Source organism: Stenotrophomonas sp. GW821-FHT09E08 (assembly GCF_059416125.1).
This window is the reverse complement of the sequence record NZ_JBWKOO010000011.1, coordinates 95606-110139: the sequence shown is the minus strand read 5'-3', so window position 1 is coordinate 110139 and position 14534 is coordinate 95606. Positions and strand designations below refer to the sequence as shown.

11 protein-coding genes and 1 pseudogene are annotated in these 14534 nt (G+C 66.3%); 8 read left to right on the top strand and 4 right to left on the bottom strand.

Features of this window, described 5'->3' with window-relative positions:
• The first annotated feature begins 154 nt into the window (after positions 1-154).
• Together AC07M7_RS14645 and AC07M7_RS14640 are read left to right on the top strand one after the other, a co-directional pair.
• Positions 155-1858: a proline--tRNA ligase gene (locus AC07M7_RS14645; RefSeq protein ID WP_426354420.1), complete on the top strand. Its 1704-nt coding sequence runs from the start codon at positions 155-157 to the stop codon at positions 1856-1858.
• A 222-nt stretch (positions 1859-2080) separates the two neighbouring features.
• A pseudogene (locus tag AC07M7_RS14640) lies at positions 2081-2458 on the top strand (H-NS histone family protein); the annotation flags it as partial.
• 86 nt (positions 2459-2544) lie between these two features.
• Here the strand turns inward: AC07M7_RS14640 and AC07M7_RS14635 are convergent.
• Complete coding sequence (locus tag AC07M7_RS14635; RefSeq protein WP_004142069.1) at positions 2545-3804, bottom strand: threonine/serine exporter family protein; 1260 nt, start codon at positions 3802-3804, stop codon at positions 2545-2547.
• Between the two features lie 92 nt (positions 3805-3896).
• Here AC07M7_RS14635 and AC07M7_RS14630 point away from each other — a divergent pair, with 92 nt between their 5' ends.
• Genes AC07M7_RS14630 through AC07M7_RS14615 form a run of 4 tightly spaced genes read left to right on the top strand, consistent with a single transcriptional unit; the run spans position 3897 to position 7415 of the window.
• A complete protein-coding gene (locus AC07M7_RS14630) occupies positions 3897-5018 on the top strand; it encodes an ABC transporter permease (RefSeq protein WP_046983180.1) in 1122 nt (373 codons plus the stop codon).
• A gap of 1 nt (position 5019) precedes the next feature.
• A complete protein-coding gene (locus AC07M7_RS14625; RefSeq protein WP_046983181.1) occupies positions 5020-5847 on the top strand; it encodes an ABC transporter ATP-binding protein in 828 nt (275 codons plus the stop codon).
• A gap of 3 nt (positions 5848-5850) precedes the next feature.
• On the top strand, positions 5851-6777 hold the full coding sequence (locus AC07M7_RS14620) for an MlaD family protein (RefSeq protein WP_046983182.1): 927 nt from the start codon (positions 5851-5853) through the stop codon (positions 6775-6777).
• Positions 6774-7415, top strand: a complete 642-nt coding sequence (locus AC07M7_RS14615) for an ABC-type transport auxiliary lipoprotein family protein (RefSeq protein WP_046983183.1) — start codon at positions 6774-6776, stop codon at positions 7413-7415. The genes AC07M7_RS14620 and AC07M7_RS14615 overlap by 4 nt, the downstream gene beginning before the upstream one ends.
• A gap of 76 nt (positions 7416-7491) precedes the next feature.
• Here AC07M7_RS14615 and AC07M7_RS14610 read toward each other — a convergent pair whose 3' ends face one another.
• Positions 7492-8079, bottom strand: coding sequence for an alpha-ketoglutarate-dependent dioxygenase AlkB family protein (locus AC07M7_RS14610; protein WP_495207728.1), 588 nt, complete (start codon positions 8077-8079; stop codon positions 7492-7494).
• 118 nt (positions 8080-8197) lie between these two features.
• Here AC07M7_RS14610 and AC07M7_RS14605 point away from each other — a divergent pair, with 118 nt between their 5' ends.
• Positions 8198-10246, top strand: coding sequence for a glycoside hydrolase family 99-like domain-containing protein (locus tag AC07M7_RS14605; protein WP_495207727.1), 2049 nt, complete (start codon positions 8198-8200; stop codon positions 10244-10246).
• Between the two features lie 37 nt (positions 10247-10283).
• On the opposite strand, the gene AC07M7_RS14600 is transcribed toward AC07M7_RS14605, so the two are convergent.
• The gene (locus AC07M7_RS14600) at positions 10284-10916 is read right to left on the bottom strand and encodes a CoA transferase subunit B (protein ID WP_046983186.1); all 633 of its coding nucleotides are present in this window, start codon (positions 10914-10916) and stop codon (positions 10284-10286) included.
• A gap of 1 nt (position 10917) precedes the next feature.
• Positions 10918-11649, bottom strand: a complete 732-nt coding sequence (locus AC07M7_RS14595; RefSeq protein WP_046983187.1) for a CoA transferase subunit A — start codon at positions 11647-11649, stop codon at positions 10918-10920.
• 172 nt (positions 11650-11821) lie between these two features.
• On the opposite strand from AC07M7_RS14595, the gene AC07M7_RS14590 reads away from it, so the two are divergent.
• Positions 11822-14446 (top strand): DEAD/DEAH box helicase, encoded by a 2625-nt coding sequence (locus tag AC07M7_RS14590; RefSeq protein ID WP_495207726.1) that lies wholly within the window; start codon positions 11822-11824, stop codon positions 14444-14446.
• The last annotated feature ends 88 nt before the right edge of the window (positions 14447-14534 follow it).

Genomic DNA, 14534 nt, shown 5'->3' with positions numbered 1-14534 from the left:
CGGACCCACCCCGCCCTACCACGGGAAACCCGTTGTTGCTGTTGCTGTTGCTGTTGACGTTGCTTGAGGCGGGTGCAGGGCGCAGCCCTGCCGATACCCCTCCCCCCGGCCGGGCTGGCAGAATAGGCGTCTCTGCCGTTATCCGAAGCCGCCGATGCGCCTCTCCCAGTTCCACCTGCACACCACCAAGGAAACCCCCAGCGACGCCGAGCTCACCAGCCACCGGCTGATGCTGCGCGCGGGCATGATCCGCAAGCTCGCATCCGGCCTGTACACCTGGTCGCCGCTGGGCCTGCGCGTGCTGCGCAAGGTTGAACGCATCGTCCGCGAGGAAATGGACCGTGCCGGTGCCGTGGAATTCCAGATCCCGACCATCCAGCCGAAGGAACTGTGGGAGCAGACCGGCCGCTGGCAGAAGTTCGGCCCGCAGCTGCTGAAGATCAAGGACCGCAAGGACCAGGTGTTCTGCTACAGCCCGACCGCCGAAGAAGCCGCTTGCGACTTCGCGCGCAGCGAGCTGTCCAGCTACAAGCAGCTGCCGGTGAACTTCTACCAGGTGCAGACCAAGTTTCGCGACGAGATCCGTCCGCGCTTCGGCGTGATGCGTTCACGCGAGTTCCTGATGAAGGACGCCTATTCGTTCCACCTGCACGATGAGTGCCTGGTGCGCGAGTACGAGAACATGAAGTCGGCCTACAGCCGCATCTTCACCCGCCTCGGCCTGGATTTCCGCATGGTGCAGGCCGATTCCGGCGCGATCGGCGGTGACGCCTCGCAGGAATTCCACGTGATCGCCGATTCCGGTGAGGACGCGCTGGTGTTCTCCACCGGCTCGGACTACGCAGCCAACATGGAAGCGGCGATCGCTGCCGATCCGGCGCCGCGTGCGGCCGCCACCGAAACGATGCGCAAGGTGGATACCCCCACCCAGAAGACCTGCGAGGATGTCGCGGCGCTGCTCGGCATCGACCTGCAGCGCACGGTGAAATCGGTGGCGCTGATCGCCGGCGAAGGCAAGGCACAGCAGTTCGTGCTGGTGCTGGTGCGTGGCGACCACGAGGTCAACGAGATCAAGCTGGCCAAGGTTGCCGGCCTGGATGAGCAGCGCTTCGCCAGTGAAGCGGAAATCGCCGAGTTCCTGGGCAGCGTGCCGGGCTTCCTCGGCCCGGTCGCTCCGGCCAAGGCCATCCGCGTGGTGGCTGACCGCGAAGTGGCGGCGATGTCCGACTTCGTCGTCGGCGCCAACGAAGCCGGTTTCCACCTGGCGGGCGTCAACTGGGGCCGCGACCTGGCCGAACCGGAAGTGGCTGACATCCGCAACGTGCGTGCCGGCGATCGTGCCATGGACGGCGGTGAGCTGAAGATCGCCCGCGGCATCGAAGTCGGTCACGTGTTCCAGCTCGGCCGTACGTACGCCCGAGCGCTTGATGCCACCGTGCTGGACGAGAACGGCAAGGCGGCGGTGATGGCGATGGGTTGCTACGGCATCGGTATCTCGCGCGTGGTGGCTGCCGCGATCGAACAGAACCATGACGATGCCGGCATCATCTGGCCGGACGCGATGGCGCCGTGGCAGGTGGTGGTGTGCGTGATCAACCCGAAGGGGGACGCCACCGTGGCCGACGCCGCCGCCAACCTGCTGCAGGAACTGCGTGATGCGGGCCTGGACGCTGCGTTGGACGACCGTGGCCTGCGCCCGGGCGCGATGTTCGCCGACATGGAACTGATCGGTATTCCGCACCGCGTGGTGGTGAGCGAACGTGGCCTTGCCGCCGGTACCTACGAGTACCGCTCGCGCCGCGCCAGCGAAGCGGAAAGCCTGGACAAGGCCACCCTGCTGCAGCGCCTGCAGGGTTGATCAAAAAAAGACCGGGGCATGCCCCGGTCTTTTTTTGCGTTGTGTTCATCTAATCGATATTGCAGCGGACATAATCCGGTCAAAATCGACGCAATGCAGCCGGCATGCCGCCAAGCCCTGTCCTGCCTGCATTTGTGCTCTGATTAATTCATCACTATTCTGTCCGCCGACGCCATGGACTGGCTCGTCCCGTCCACACATTAGTTTCCGGAGTAACCGTAAATGAGCATTGACCTGACCGGCCTGTCGGCACGCGAGCTGGGCGCCCTGATCCGCACCGCCAAGAAGCAGCAGACCATCGTCGCCAAGCGCCGGCCGATCACCAAGGTCCGGGCCCAGCTGATCAAGCTGGCCAAGACCGAGGGTTACACCATCGAGGAACTGTTCGGCGATGCCCCGGCCCCGCGCGCGCGCAAAGTGGCCAAGGTCGCCAAGGCCCCCTCGAAGACCGCTGGCCGCAAGCTGGGCAAGGTTGCGCCGAAGTACCGCAACCCGGCCAACCCGAAGGAAACCTGGACCGGCCGTGGCAAGCAGCCGCGCTGGATGGCCGAACTGACCTCCAAGGGCAACAAGAAGCCGGAAGATTTCCTGATCAAGAAGGCCTGAGGCCGGATTGGAATGCAATGAAAAACGCCGGCGAAAGCCGGCGTTTTTCATTCTTCGGTGTGTGGACCAACGGTCCACACCTACAGGGTTTTGCGGGCCGGCATCAGCAGGTTGCCGAACAGCAGGCCGGCGACCAGCGCCATCACCACGTTCAGTACGGTCAGGAACACGCTTTGGCCGGCGCCTACGTCCTGCTGCTGGACCAGGGTCAGCACGCCACGCAGGCTGGTGCTGCCGGGCACCATCATGATGATGCCGGGCAGGCGGATGATCGCGCCCGGGCGCCCGACCAGGCGGCCGAACAGGTTGCCACCGGCGGTCAGCAGCATCGCCGACAGGAAGATGCCTGCCGGCGCTCCCCAGGCATGGCCGCCGAACTTTGAGATCGCATAGCCGGCCACCGAGGCGGCGATCACCCACGGATAGTCGCGGCGGTTGGCCTTGAACAGCATCGCGAAAGCGAAGGCCGCGGTAAGCAGCGAACCCCACTCGACCCACGGCCCCTGCGGACGCGTCGCACGGATCACCGGATCCAGGCCGAGCACGTCGGCCAGGGTCACCGCGATCATCGCGCCTACGCTGAGCTTCATGATGGTGGTCAACGCACCGGCGAAGCGCGCGGTACCCGACACCCAGTGCTGGCTGGCCAGCTCGTTGACCGCATTGGTCAGCGACATGCCCGGCAGCAGCACCACCAGCGAGGCGATGATCACCGTGTTGAGGTTGAGCGCGCCAACGAAGGAGGCCACCAGCGTGGCCACGAGGCCGGCCAGCAGCGCAGCCAGTGCCTCGGCTGCCTCGCGGGTGGCCGGGCGGCGATCGGTGACCATGCCGAGCAGGCCGATCATCAAGCCGATGACACCGGCGGTGGCGATGTCCAGCCACGGCAGCTTCCACATGCCGGCCACGCCGGCCGCACCGAGAGTAAACGAAAGGATGGTGCGCAGCTTGCCGCGCCGGCCCGGATCCTTGTCCAGCTGGCGCAGCGCGGTGTGGCCCTGGGCGATGCTCATCCGCCCATTGGCCACTTCCTCGGCGATATGGTCGGCGACGCTGAGCTTGTGCAGATCGTTTTCACCGGGCGCCAGGCGGATCACGCGGGTGATGTCACTGGAGCCGATCGCCTGCGCCGGGTCGCTGAAGCTGAGAATGATACCGGTGGGATTCGACCACGGTTCACAATCCAGATCGAGCTGGCGTGCCAGTGCCACCACTGCCGTTTCCAGGCGCTGGGCCGTTGTGCCGTAGCTGTGCAGGCGTCCGGCGATCTCGGAAACAAAGGCCACGCGCTGTGCGTAGGTGGCCTGGGGCGTGGGGATCGTGTGAGCGTCTGCGGACATGCGCCGTAGTATTACCTAGGCTGGGGCTTACCGGAGAAATTCATCCGAGTTCGACGCGAAGCCCGATTCAGAACGGTTATGCTGCGACCCGAATGGCCCAAGTGACCCCGAACCACGCCCCCCAGCTCGAACAGGATGCCCATGACCCGGGCCTGATCCGCCTGTCCGGTACCTGGACCCTGAAGACCGCGCTGGCCGCGGCCGAAGTCCTGCGCGACGTTCCCGACACGTTGACCGGCATCGATGCCACCGGCATCGAGAAGATGGATTCGGCGGGCGTGCTGCAGGTGCTGCGCGTGGCCCATCGCGCCGACCTCGGCGAGGACGCGCTGCAGTTCCGTCCGGACCATCAGGCGCTGGTGTGCACCATCGAGGAAGTGGCCGACGACCGGCCCAAGCCCAAGCGCGATTTCGGCGTGCTGGCCGCGCTGGAGCGGCTGGGTGTCAGCGTCCACACCACCGGCCACAACATCAAGGCGCTGTGCAGTTTCCTTGGCGAGAACCTGGTCAAGGCCGCCCGCCTGGTCAAGGAGCCGCGCCGTTTCCGCATGACCGCGACCGTGCACCAGATGGAGCAGGTCGGGCTGGACGCGGTACCGCTGGTGGCGCTGCTGTCCTATCTGGTCGGCGCGGTGATCGCCTTCCTCGGCTCGACCATCCTGCGCGATTTCGGCGCCGAGATTTACGTGGTCGAACTGGTCAACATCGCCTTCCTGCGCGAGTTCGCCGTGCTGCTGACCGCGATCGTGCTGGCCGGCCGCACCGCCAGCGCGTTCACCGCGCAGATCGGTGCGATGAAGGCGCGCGAGGAAATCGATGCGATGCGCACGCTGGGCCTGGACCCGATCGACCTGCTGGTACTGCCACGGCTGCTGGCGCTGCTGGTCACCCTGCCGCTGCTGACCTTCATTGCAATGGTCGCCGGCCTGGCCGGCGGCATCACCGTCGGCGCGTTCGACCTGGATATCCCGCCGCAGATGTATATCGCCCGCATGCACGACACGATGGAAGTGCGGCACATGCTGGTCGGCCTGTCCAAGGCGCCGGTGTTCGCGCTGGTGATCGGCCTGATCGGCTGCCTGGAAGGCCTGAAGGTCGAAGGCACGGCGCAGTCGGTCGGCGAACGCACCACCTCCAGCGTGGTGCAGACGATTTCGCTGGTGATCATCATCGATGCCTTCGCGGCGTTGTGGTTCATGCACATGGACTGGTGACATGAGCACGCATCCGACGCCCGAAGAAATTCCCATGCAGGACGACGACGGCCACGAGCTGGCCATCCGCGTGCGCGGGCTGGTCAACCGTTTCGGCAGCCAGACTGTGCACGAGGACCTGGACCTGGACGTGCGCCGAGGCGAAATCCTCGGCGTGGTGGGCGGTTCGGGTACCGGCAAATCGGTGCTGATGCGCTCGATCCTCGGCCTGCGCGTGCCTGATGCCGGGCAGATCGAAGTGCTCGGCCGCGATGCGCGCGCCGACGACGCCGAGAGCCGCCTGCACATCGAACGCAACACCGGCGTGCTGTTCCAGGACGGTGCGTTGTTCTCCTCGCTGACCGTGGGCGAGAACGTGCAGGTACCGCTGAAGGAGCATCACCGCGAACTGCCCGAGCGCTGGCACTACGAACTGGCGCTGCTGAAGGTGAAGCTGGCCGGCCTGCCCGCCGACGCGATCAACAAGCTGCCCTCGCAGCTGTCCGGCGGCATGCGCAAGCGTGCCGGCCTGGCCCGTGCATTGGCCCTGGACCCGCCGCTGCTGTTCCTGGATGAACCCACTGCTGGACTGGACCCGATCGGCGCGGCGGCGTTCGACCGCCTGATCAAGACCCTGCAGGAAGCACTGGGCCTGACCGTGTTCCTGATCACCCACGACCTGGACACGCTGTACGCGATCTGCGACCGGGTAGCGGTGATCGCCGACCGCAAGGTGGTGGCCAATGCGCCGCTGCCTGACATCGAGAAACTGGATCATCCGTGGATCCAGGAATACTTCCACGGACCCCGCGCGCGTGCCGCGCGTGGCGAACAGATCGAGAGTGCCTGAGCCATGGAAACCAAAGCCAACTACGTGCTGATCGGCGCGTTCACCCTGATCACCGGCCTGGCCCTGCTGGCCTTCGGCCTGTGGGCCGCCAAGTACTCCTCCGACCGCACCTGGCAGGAATACCGCGTGGTGTTCCGCGAGGCGGTCACCGGCCTGTCGGTGGGCAGCCCGGTGCAGTACAACGGCATCGCGGTGGGCTCGATCACCGAACTCAACCTGGTACCGGACGACCCGCGCCAGGTGGTGGCACGCATACGCCTGAACTCCAACACGCCGGTGAAGACCGATACCCGTGCCAAGCTGGCGATCACCAGCCTGACCGGCCCGTCGATCATCCAGCTCAGCGGTGGTACGCCGCAGTCGCCGGCACTGACCACGGTCAACAAGGACCCGGCGCCGATCATTCCGACCACGCCGTCGGCCCTGCAGAACATCACCGACGTCGCCAACCGCATTGTCGAGCGCATGGACCAGATCCTCAGCGACCGCAACGTTGCGTCGATCAACGCAACGTTGGCCAACCTGGAAACCATCAGCGGCGGCCTGGCCGACCGCGACCAGGGCACCCAGGCACTGCTGCTCAGCGCGCGTGACGCCGCACGCAGCCTCGACACCACGCTGAAGACCACCAACGGCACCATCGAGCGGCTGGACAAGAACCTGGTGCAGCAGCTGCCGGGCATCATCGACAAGCTCGACGGCACCCTGGTCAAGCTCGACTCGGCCGCCGGCAACGCCGATTCGATCCTTGGCGAGAACCGCGCCGCGATCAACAGCTTTGCCAACGACGGCCTCGGCCAGCTCGGCCCGACGCTGACCGAACTGCGCGGGCTGATCCGCGACCTGCGCCGGGTCAGCGACCGCCTCGAGAACAACCCCGCGCGCTATCTGCTTGGCCGCGACGCCCCGAAGGAGTTCGAACCCCAATGAGCCCGACCACCCTTCCGCGCCTGCTGCTGGCCGCTTCGATGGTCGCCCTGCTGGGCGGCTGCTCCATCCTCGGCAGCAGCGAAAAGACCGCGGTGACGCTGTATTCGCCGTCCGTGCAGGTGAAGCCGGATCCGGCGTGGCCGCAGGCCAGCTGGCAGCTGGTGCTGGCCAAGCCCAGCGCCGCACGCATGGTCGACAGCCCACGCATCAACGTGCGGCCGACGCCATCGCAGCTGGAGATCTACAAGGGGGCCAGCTGGGCGCAGCCGGCCACCGACATGATCGAGGACACCCTGCTGCGCGGCTTCGAGGATTCCGGCCGGATCCGTGGCGTGGCCCGCAGCACCGCCGGCATCCGTGCCGACTACAAGCTGTCCACCGACGTGCGCCGTTTCGAATCGGACTACCAGGGCCAGGCGACGCCGACGGTGGTGATCGAGGTCAACGCCAAGCTGATCCACGTCGCCGACCAGCGCGTGGTCGCTGACCGTACCTTCCGCCAGTCGCAGCCGGTCGGCAGCACCGACGTGCCGGCGGTGACCGCCGCCTTCGAACGTGGCCTGCAGCAGCTGGCGCAGGATGTGGTCGGTTGGACGCTGCAGAGCGGGCAGGCCGACCAGCCGACCATCGCGCGCTGATCGCCGCATTCGCCGGGCACGTGAGTTACGGGGTCAGATCCCTTTCCGGCAGGAAAGGGATCTGACCCCTTCTTCGTCAACGCGGCGTAATCCAGCGGAAGGTCAGGTTGATGCGCTCACCCTGCACCCGCGCCGTCTTCGGCAACGCATGCTGGTAGAAGCGCTGGGTCTGGCCGGCCATCAGCAGCAGGTCGCCATGGCCAAGCAGGAATTCGGCCTTCCGCGCCGGGTCATCGCGCCGGCGCAGCAGGAACCGCCGCACTGCGCCCAGGCTGAGTGAGGCGATCAGCGGCGCCGGCCCCAGCTCCGGCTCGTCGTCGCTGTGCCAGCCCATGTAGTCGCCACCACCGCGATAGCGATTCAGCAGCACGCTGTTGAAGCGGCCGATGCCTTTGGTTTCCAGATGCTCACGCACACCCTGTAGCGACAGCGGCCAGGGGTGCGGCACGAATTCAGCACCGGAATAGCGGTAGCGCGCCTGCGGATCGCCGATCCAGCAACTCAACCGCGGCGAATCCACCCAGTTGCCGAACATGCGGATCCGGTGGACCTCCCACGGGACTTCGGCCTGCAGCGCGGTCAGGAGCCGATCGGCATCGGCTGCGGCCAGCCAGCCCGGCAGGTGCTGGACGTCGGCATCGGGCAGGTCATCTGGGAACAGCATGGCCACACGCTAGCACGCCGGCGTTTGCTGTCATGACCGCCAGCACCGAAAATGGCCCCATGACCATTGCCCAGATGCTGATGCCGTCCGCTTGCCCCCTTTCGTGGGGCCCAGCCCGATGAGCGTACGCCAATCGCTGTTCCCGTTGCTGCGCGCCATGTTCCGGGCCTTGCCGCTGCCACAGGCGCAGCGTGACCGGCTGCGCACCCGGTTGTTGGCGCGGCATGGCGACTGGGTACCGCCGCCACCCAAGGGCCAGCAGGCTGAGGGGGGCACCGGCGCCAGCGCCCAGCTGCGCTGGCGTGCAGACGAGCCGGCGATCGGCCACGTGCCATGGCGTGAGGCGACCTTGCCGTCTCCTTTGCCGGCGACGCTGGTCGCGTTCTACCTGCCGCAGTTCCACACATTTCCCGAGAATGACGCCTGGTGGGGCAAGGGCTTTACCGAATGGCGCAACGTGACCCGCGCGCTGCCTCAGTTCGAGGGCCACGTCCAGCCGCGCCTGCCGGCAGACCTGGGCTTCTACGACCTGCGCAACCCTCAGGTGATGCGGGACCAGGCACGCCTCGCAGCTGAGTACGGCATCGGCGCGTTCTGCTTCTACTACTACTGGTTCAGTGGCCGCACTTTGATGGAGGACCCGCTGCGCCAATGGCTGGCCGACGACAGCATCGAACTGCCGTTCTGCCTGTGCTGGGCCAACGAGAACTGGGCACGACGCTGGGACGGCCGCGACGAGGACATCCTGATCGGCCAGCTGCACAGCGCCGAGGATGATCTGGCCTTCATCGCACATGTCGCGCCCTACCTGCGCGACCGCCGCGCATTGAAGGTCGAGGGCCGGCCAATGCTGCTGGTCTATCGCCCGCACCTGCTGCCCGACGCCCGGGCGACCACCGAGCGCTGGCGCCGCTGGTGCCGCGACAATGGCGTCGGCGAAATCCATCTGGCGTACGTGCAGGGCTTCGAGCGCCCGGATCCCCGCGACATCGGCTTCGATGCGGCAGTAGAGTTCCCGCCGAACATGAGCAATCCGCGCTCCCTGTCAGCGCAGCAATGGTTGCTCAATCCGGCCTTCAATGGCGATGTCCGCGACTGGCGCGAACTGGCCACCGAGATCGCATCACGGCCGCTGCCAGACTATCCGCTCTACCCTGGCGTGAACCCCGGCTGGGACAATGAGGCGCGTCGCTCCGGTCGCGGCCGCGTCTACCTGCATGCATCACCGCGCGGTTATCGCGACTGGCTGCGCACCACGATCCATGAGCGCCTGTCCGCTGCACCGCAGGCGCAGCGCATGGTCTTCATCAACGCCTGGAACGAATGGGCAGAAGGCGCCGTGCTGGAACCGGATGCGCGGCTGGGCCATGCCTGGCTGCAGGCCACCCGCGATGCGCTGGCGCCTGCTCCGGCACTGCGTCAGAAACCGGCAGTACATCTCCACGCCTGGTATCTGGAAACGCTGCCGGAGGTATTGTCCGCACTGCGCGAGGCCGCCCTCGACTGGACAATCGTGGTGACTACGCCGGCACAACAGGTGGATCTGGCCAGGCAGGCTCTTGTGGCACATGGGCTGCAGGGTGAGGTCATCGCCGTAGATAACCATGGTCGCGACATTCTTCCGTTCCTTGAGGTCTCCGAACGGCTGCTGCAGGCTGATCACGATGTGGTGCTGAAACTCCACACGAAGCGTTCAACCCATCGCGCCGATGGCGACCAGTGGCGGCAGGAACTACTGCAACGACTGGTACAGGGCGGACGTGCCGCACGCATCCATGCCGCGTTCCAGGCCGACCCCGCACTGGGCATGGTGGTCGCCGAAGGACATCTGTTGCCCGTCGCCGCCTTCGTGGGCGGCAATGGTCCCGCATTGGCACGACTGCAGGCGCGACTTGGGCTGGAAACACCAGCGGACGCCAGTCAATTTGGCGCCGGCAGCATGGGCTGGTGGCGGCTGCAGGCCCTGCGTCCATTACTGGACGCGCATCTGCATCGCAGCGCGTTCGAGGACGAGCAGGGCCAGATCGACGGAACGCTGGCCCATGCCATTGAACGTGCGCTGGGCGCCTGCTGCGAACACGCCGGACTGCGCGTCACGACAGCCGCAGCGTGCCTCGGCGAGGCCGATGCCAGCAGCGACGAGTACGCCTACGCCCGACGCAGCTGAGGATGAAGGGGGCACAACGCCCCCCTCCCCGTATCGATCAGCCGCGCTGGAACGCGACCCCGGTCTTTTCCTTCAGCTCGTCATCGCTGACGCCCGGTGCCGCTTCCACCAGCAACAGGCCCTGGTCAGTCACGTCGAACACAGCCAGGTCGGTGATGATGCGGTCGACCACGCCCACACCGGTCAGCGGCAGCGTGCATTCGGCGAGGATCTTGTGTTCGCCGTTCTTGGCGGTGTGCTCCATCAGCACCACCACGCGCTGTACGCCAGCTACCAGGTCCATCGCCCCGCCCATGCCCTTGACCATCTTGCCGGGCACCATCCAGTTGGCCAGGTCGCCCTTGTCGGTGACCTGCATGGCGCCGAGGATGGCCAGGTTGACGTGGCCACCGCGGATCATCGCGAAGCTGTCGTGGCTGCCGAAGTAGCTGGCGCCGGCACGCGCGGTGACGGTCTGCTTGCCGGCGTTGATCAGGTCGGCGTCGACCTCGGCTTCGGTCGGGAACGGACCGATGCCAAGCAGGCCGTTTTCCGACTGCAGCCACACGTCCACGCCTTCGGGAATATGGTTGGCAACCAGGGTCGGCAGGCCGATGCCCAGGTTCACGTATGCACCGTCGGTCAGTTCGCGGGCGGCGCGTGCCGCCATTTCATCGCGGGTCCACGCCATGTCAGTTGCCCTCCGCGCGGATGGTGCGCTGTTCGATACGTTTTTCGGGGGTGGGGTTGTGCACGATCCGGTGCACGTAGATGCCCGGCAGGTGCACCTGGTCGGGATCGATCGCGCCGACCGGCACCACCTCTTCCACTTCCACGATGCAGACCTTGCCGGCCATCGCGCAGGCCGGATTGAAGTTGCGTGCGGTCTTGCGGAACACCAGGTTGCCAGCCTCGTCGGCCTTCCACGCCTTGACCAGCGCGACATCGGCACGCAGCGCGGTCTCCATCACGTAGTGCTTGCCGTCGAACTCGCGGGTTTCCTTGCCTTCGGCCACCACGGTGCCGTACCCGGTGGCGGTGAAGAACGCCGGGATGCCCGCGCCGCCGGCACGCAGGCGCTCGGCCAGGGTGCCCTGCGGGTTGAATTCCAGCTCCAGCTCGCCGGCCAGGAACTGGCGCTCGAATTCCTTGTTCTCGCCCACGTAGGACGAGATCATCTTCCTGATCTGCCGGGTTTCCAGCAGCTGCCCGAGGCCGAAGCCGTCAACGCCGGCATTGTTGGAGATCACGGTCAGGCCCTTGGCGCCACTGTCGCGCAGCGCGGCGATCAGCGCCTCGGGAATGCCACACAGGCCGAAGCCCCCCACGGCCAGGGTCTGGCCATCGGCGATCACACCCTGCAGTGCATCTGCCGCAGAGGCGAAACGCTTGCTGCGCGTGCTGCTGGAAGTCGATTGCTGCATCTCTACTGCCCTACCCGGTGAGAATCCCGCCATTCTAGCGGCACACCCGTTACCGGCTGGGATGCGCCGCAGCATGACTCGGCATGACGGGCTGCCAATCCGTAGAATGTCCCCTTCCCCGCTTGCGTGCCCCGGGCAACGCCTGCTGCAGATGGAGAGGACAGGACGACGCATGGCCGAAGTATTCACCGGAGGGGAACTGTCCCGCTGGCTGGATGCGGGGACACTGGAAAAGGGCAGACAACGCGTATTGGCAGTGCGTGAACTGGGCTACAGGGCACCGCTGCTGACCGCGCAGGTCGAAGCCCGGCAGGTGATGATCGACCTGGAAGCCAGTGCCCGCACACCGCAAAGCCCCCTGCAGAGTCGCTGCACCTGTCCTGCGGGAGGTCACTGCGAACATGTTGCCGCCGTGCTGCTGGCTGCACTGGAGACCTCATTGGAGGGAGACACCGGCTCGCTGCGTCCGGCCGCCCATCCGACACTGCCTACCCTGCAGATCCAGGCGATGACGCCTATTCTCCATCTGCACAGCATGGAATACCGTCCTGCCTGGCTCACCGAGCGCGATGCCTCGCAGTGGCTGGACGTCGCTACCGTCGCCTTCGAGTACGACGAGCACGTGCGCTTTCTCGATGACCCGTCGCTGTTCGTGCATGACGCCGAGGGACAGCTCTACCTGCTGCCGCGTGACCTGCACGAGGAGGCACGGCGGGAAACTGAACTTCACAGCGTGCACCTGCACCGCGAACGGCAACCGCGCATCGCGCTGGATGGTGGCGGGCCACTGTTCGAGCTGCGCAGTTTCGACTGGACCCGCTTCCTTTTGGAGGACGTGCTGCGGCTGGAGGCACTGGGCTGGAAGATAGAGACCGACGATGCCTTCCGCCATCGCATCTTCCGCGTAGACCAGATTGATCTGGACCTGCAGGCGGCGCCGGCCGACAGCGCCACGTTCGACCTGGCCCTGACCATCGAGGTCGATGGCCGCAGCGTCGCGCTGGTTCCGTTGTTGCAGGCCGTACTGCAATCGGATCCACGCTGGCTGCGCGGCCAGCTGGATGCGATCAGCGATGACGAAAACGTGCTGCTGACGACGGCGGACAATGAACGCCTCGCCTTGCGGGCGGGTCGCCTGAAACCGGTGATCGCGCTGCTGGCGGATCTGTTCAGCGACTCTGGACAATCCCTGCGCCTGCAGGCACATGACCGCGGCCGCCTGCAGGCACTGCAGGAAGCCGCCCAGCTGCGCCTGCACGCCAGCGACGATACCCGTGCGCGCGTGCAGCGCCTGCTGGATGCGCCGGCCATGGCCGCGGTACCGCCACCCAAAGGGCTGCACGCTACGCTGCGCCCCTACCAGCTGGACGGCCTGTCGTGGCTGCAGTACCTGCGCCAGCAGGGGCTGGGCGGGGTGCTGGCCGATGACATGGGGCTGGGCAAGACCCTGCAGACCCTGGCCCATCTGCTGGTCGAAAAGGAAAGTGATCGTCTGGACCGGCCGGCCCTGCTGGTAGTGCCGACCTCGCTGCTGCACAACTGGCAGAGCGAAGCGGCACGCTTCACCCCGGACCTGCGCGTGCTGACCCTGCACGGACCGGCCCGCGAGACGCTGTTCGACGCGATTCCCGCACATGACCTCGTGCTCACCACCTATCCCCTGCTGTGGCGCGACGAGCAGGCATTGCAGGCGCACTCCTACCATCTGCTGATCCTGGATGAGGCGCAGCAGGTGAAGAACCCGAAATCACGTGCGGCAGTCACGCTGCGCACGCTGCGGGCCCGCCACCGTCTATGCCTGACCGGTACGCCGCTGGAGAACCATCTGGGCGAATTGTGGACGCAGTTCGACTTCCTGCTGCCCGGGCTGCTTGGCAGCGAAAAGCAGTTCAACCAGCATTGGCGCCACCCCATCGAACGCGGCAGCGACCAGCGCCGTGCCCAGCTGCTGGCACAGCGGCTGCGCCCTTTCATCCTGCGCCGGCGCAAGGACCAGGTGGCTGCCGAGCTGCCACCAAAGACCCTCATCACCCGTGCGGTAACGATGGAGGGCGGGCAGCGTGATCTCTATGAAACCGTGCGTGCGGCGATGGAGAAGCAGGTCCGCGAGGCGATCAGCGACAGCGGACTGGCACGCAGCCACATCAGGGTACTGGATGCGCTGCTGAAGCTGCGCCAGGTCTGCTGCGATCCGCGCCTGCTGCCGGGCGAAACGCCGGCACGCAATGCCGGTTCGGCCAAGTTGGAACTGTTGCGTGAGATGCTGCCGTCGATGGTCGAGGAAGGTCGCCGCATCCTGTTGTTCTCGCAGTTCACCGGCATGCTGGCGCTGATCGCGCAGGCGCTCGACGGGCTGGGCCTGGCCTATGTGACCCTGACCGGCGATACCCAGGACCGGGTCACGCCAGTACAGCGTTTCATGCAGGGCGAAGTGCCGCTGTTCCTGATCAGCCTGAAGGCCGGTGGCGTGGGGCTGAACCTGACCGCTGCCGACACCGTCATCCACTTCGATCCCTGGTGGAATCCGGCCGCCGAGAACCAGGCGAGTGACCGTGCCCATCGCATCGGCCAGCAGCAGCCGGTCTTCGTCTACCGGCTGATTGCCGCCGGCAGCATCGAAGAGCGGATCGCCGAGCTGCAGGAGCGCAAGGCGATGCTGGCCGAATCGATTCTTGAAGGCGGCGGCAGCGCCGGACCACGTTTCAGCGAAGAGGACGTGCAGGCGCTGCTGGCACCGTTGCCGGGCGCACCGGCCAAACGCCCTGGCCGGGCCGGCAGGCGGCCAGCGCAGGCCTGATATCGAACATCAGTCACCTGGCGTTGCCTGATGGAAACGATTCCCATACGGGTCGGGCGCTACAATGAAAGACTGAGCTCACAAAGGA

Excerpts from the sequence above, each read along its gene's own strand:
- AC07M7_RS14645 (WP_426354420.1), top strand. The coding sequence starts at position 155 with ATGCGCCTCTCCCAGTTCCACCTGCACACCACCAAGGAAACCCCCAGC.
- AC07M7_RS14635 (WP_004142069.1), bottom strand. The coding sequence starts at position 3,804 with ATGTCCGCAGACGCTCACACGATCCCCACGCCCCAGGCCACCTACGCA.
- AC07M7_RS14630 (WP_046983180.1), top strand. The coding sequence starts at position 3,897 with ATGGCCCAAGTGACCCCGAACCACGCCCCCCAGCTCGAACAGGATGCC.
- AC07M7_RS14625 (WP_046983181.1), top strand. The coding sequence starts at position 5,020 with ATGAGCACGCATCCGACGCCCGAAGAAATTCCCATGCAGGACGACGAC.
- AC07M7_RS14620 (WP_046983182.1), top strand. The coding sequence starts at position 5,851 with ATGGAAACCAAAGCCAACTACGTGCTGATCGGCGCGTTCACCCTGATC.
- AC07M7_RS14615 (WP_046983183.1), top strand. The coding sequence starts at position 6,774 with ATGAGCCCGACCACCCTTCCGCGCCTGCTGCTGGCCGCTTCGATGGTC.
- AC07M7_RS14610 (WP_495207728.1), bottom strand. The coding sequence starts at position 8,079 with ATGCTGTTCCCAGATGACCTGCCCGATGCCGACGTCCAGCACCTGCCG.
- AC07M7_RS14605 (WP_495207727.1), top strand. The coding sequence starts at position 8,198 with ATGAGCGTACGCCAATCGCTGTTCCCGTTGCTGCGCGCCATGTTCCGG.
- AC07M7_RS14600 (WP_046983186.1), bottom strand. The coding sequence starts at position 10,916 with ATGGCGTGGACCCGCGATGAAATGGCGGCACGCGCCGCCCGCGAACTG.
- AC07M7_RS14595 (WP_046983187.1), bottom strand. The coding sequence starts at position 11,649 with ATGCAGCAATCGACTTCCAGCAGCACGCGCAGCAAGCGTTTCGCCTCT.
- AC07M7_RS14590 (WP_495207726.1), top strand. The coding sequence starts at position 11,822 with ATGGCCGAAGTATTCACCGGAGGGGAACTGTCCCGCTGGCTGGATGCG.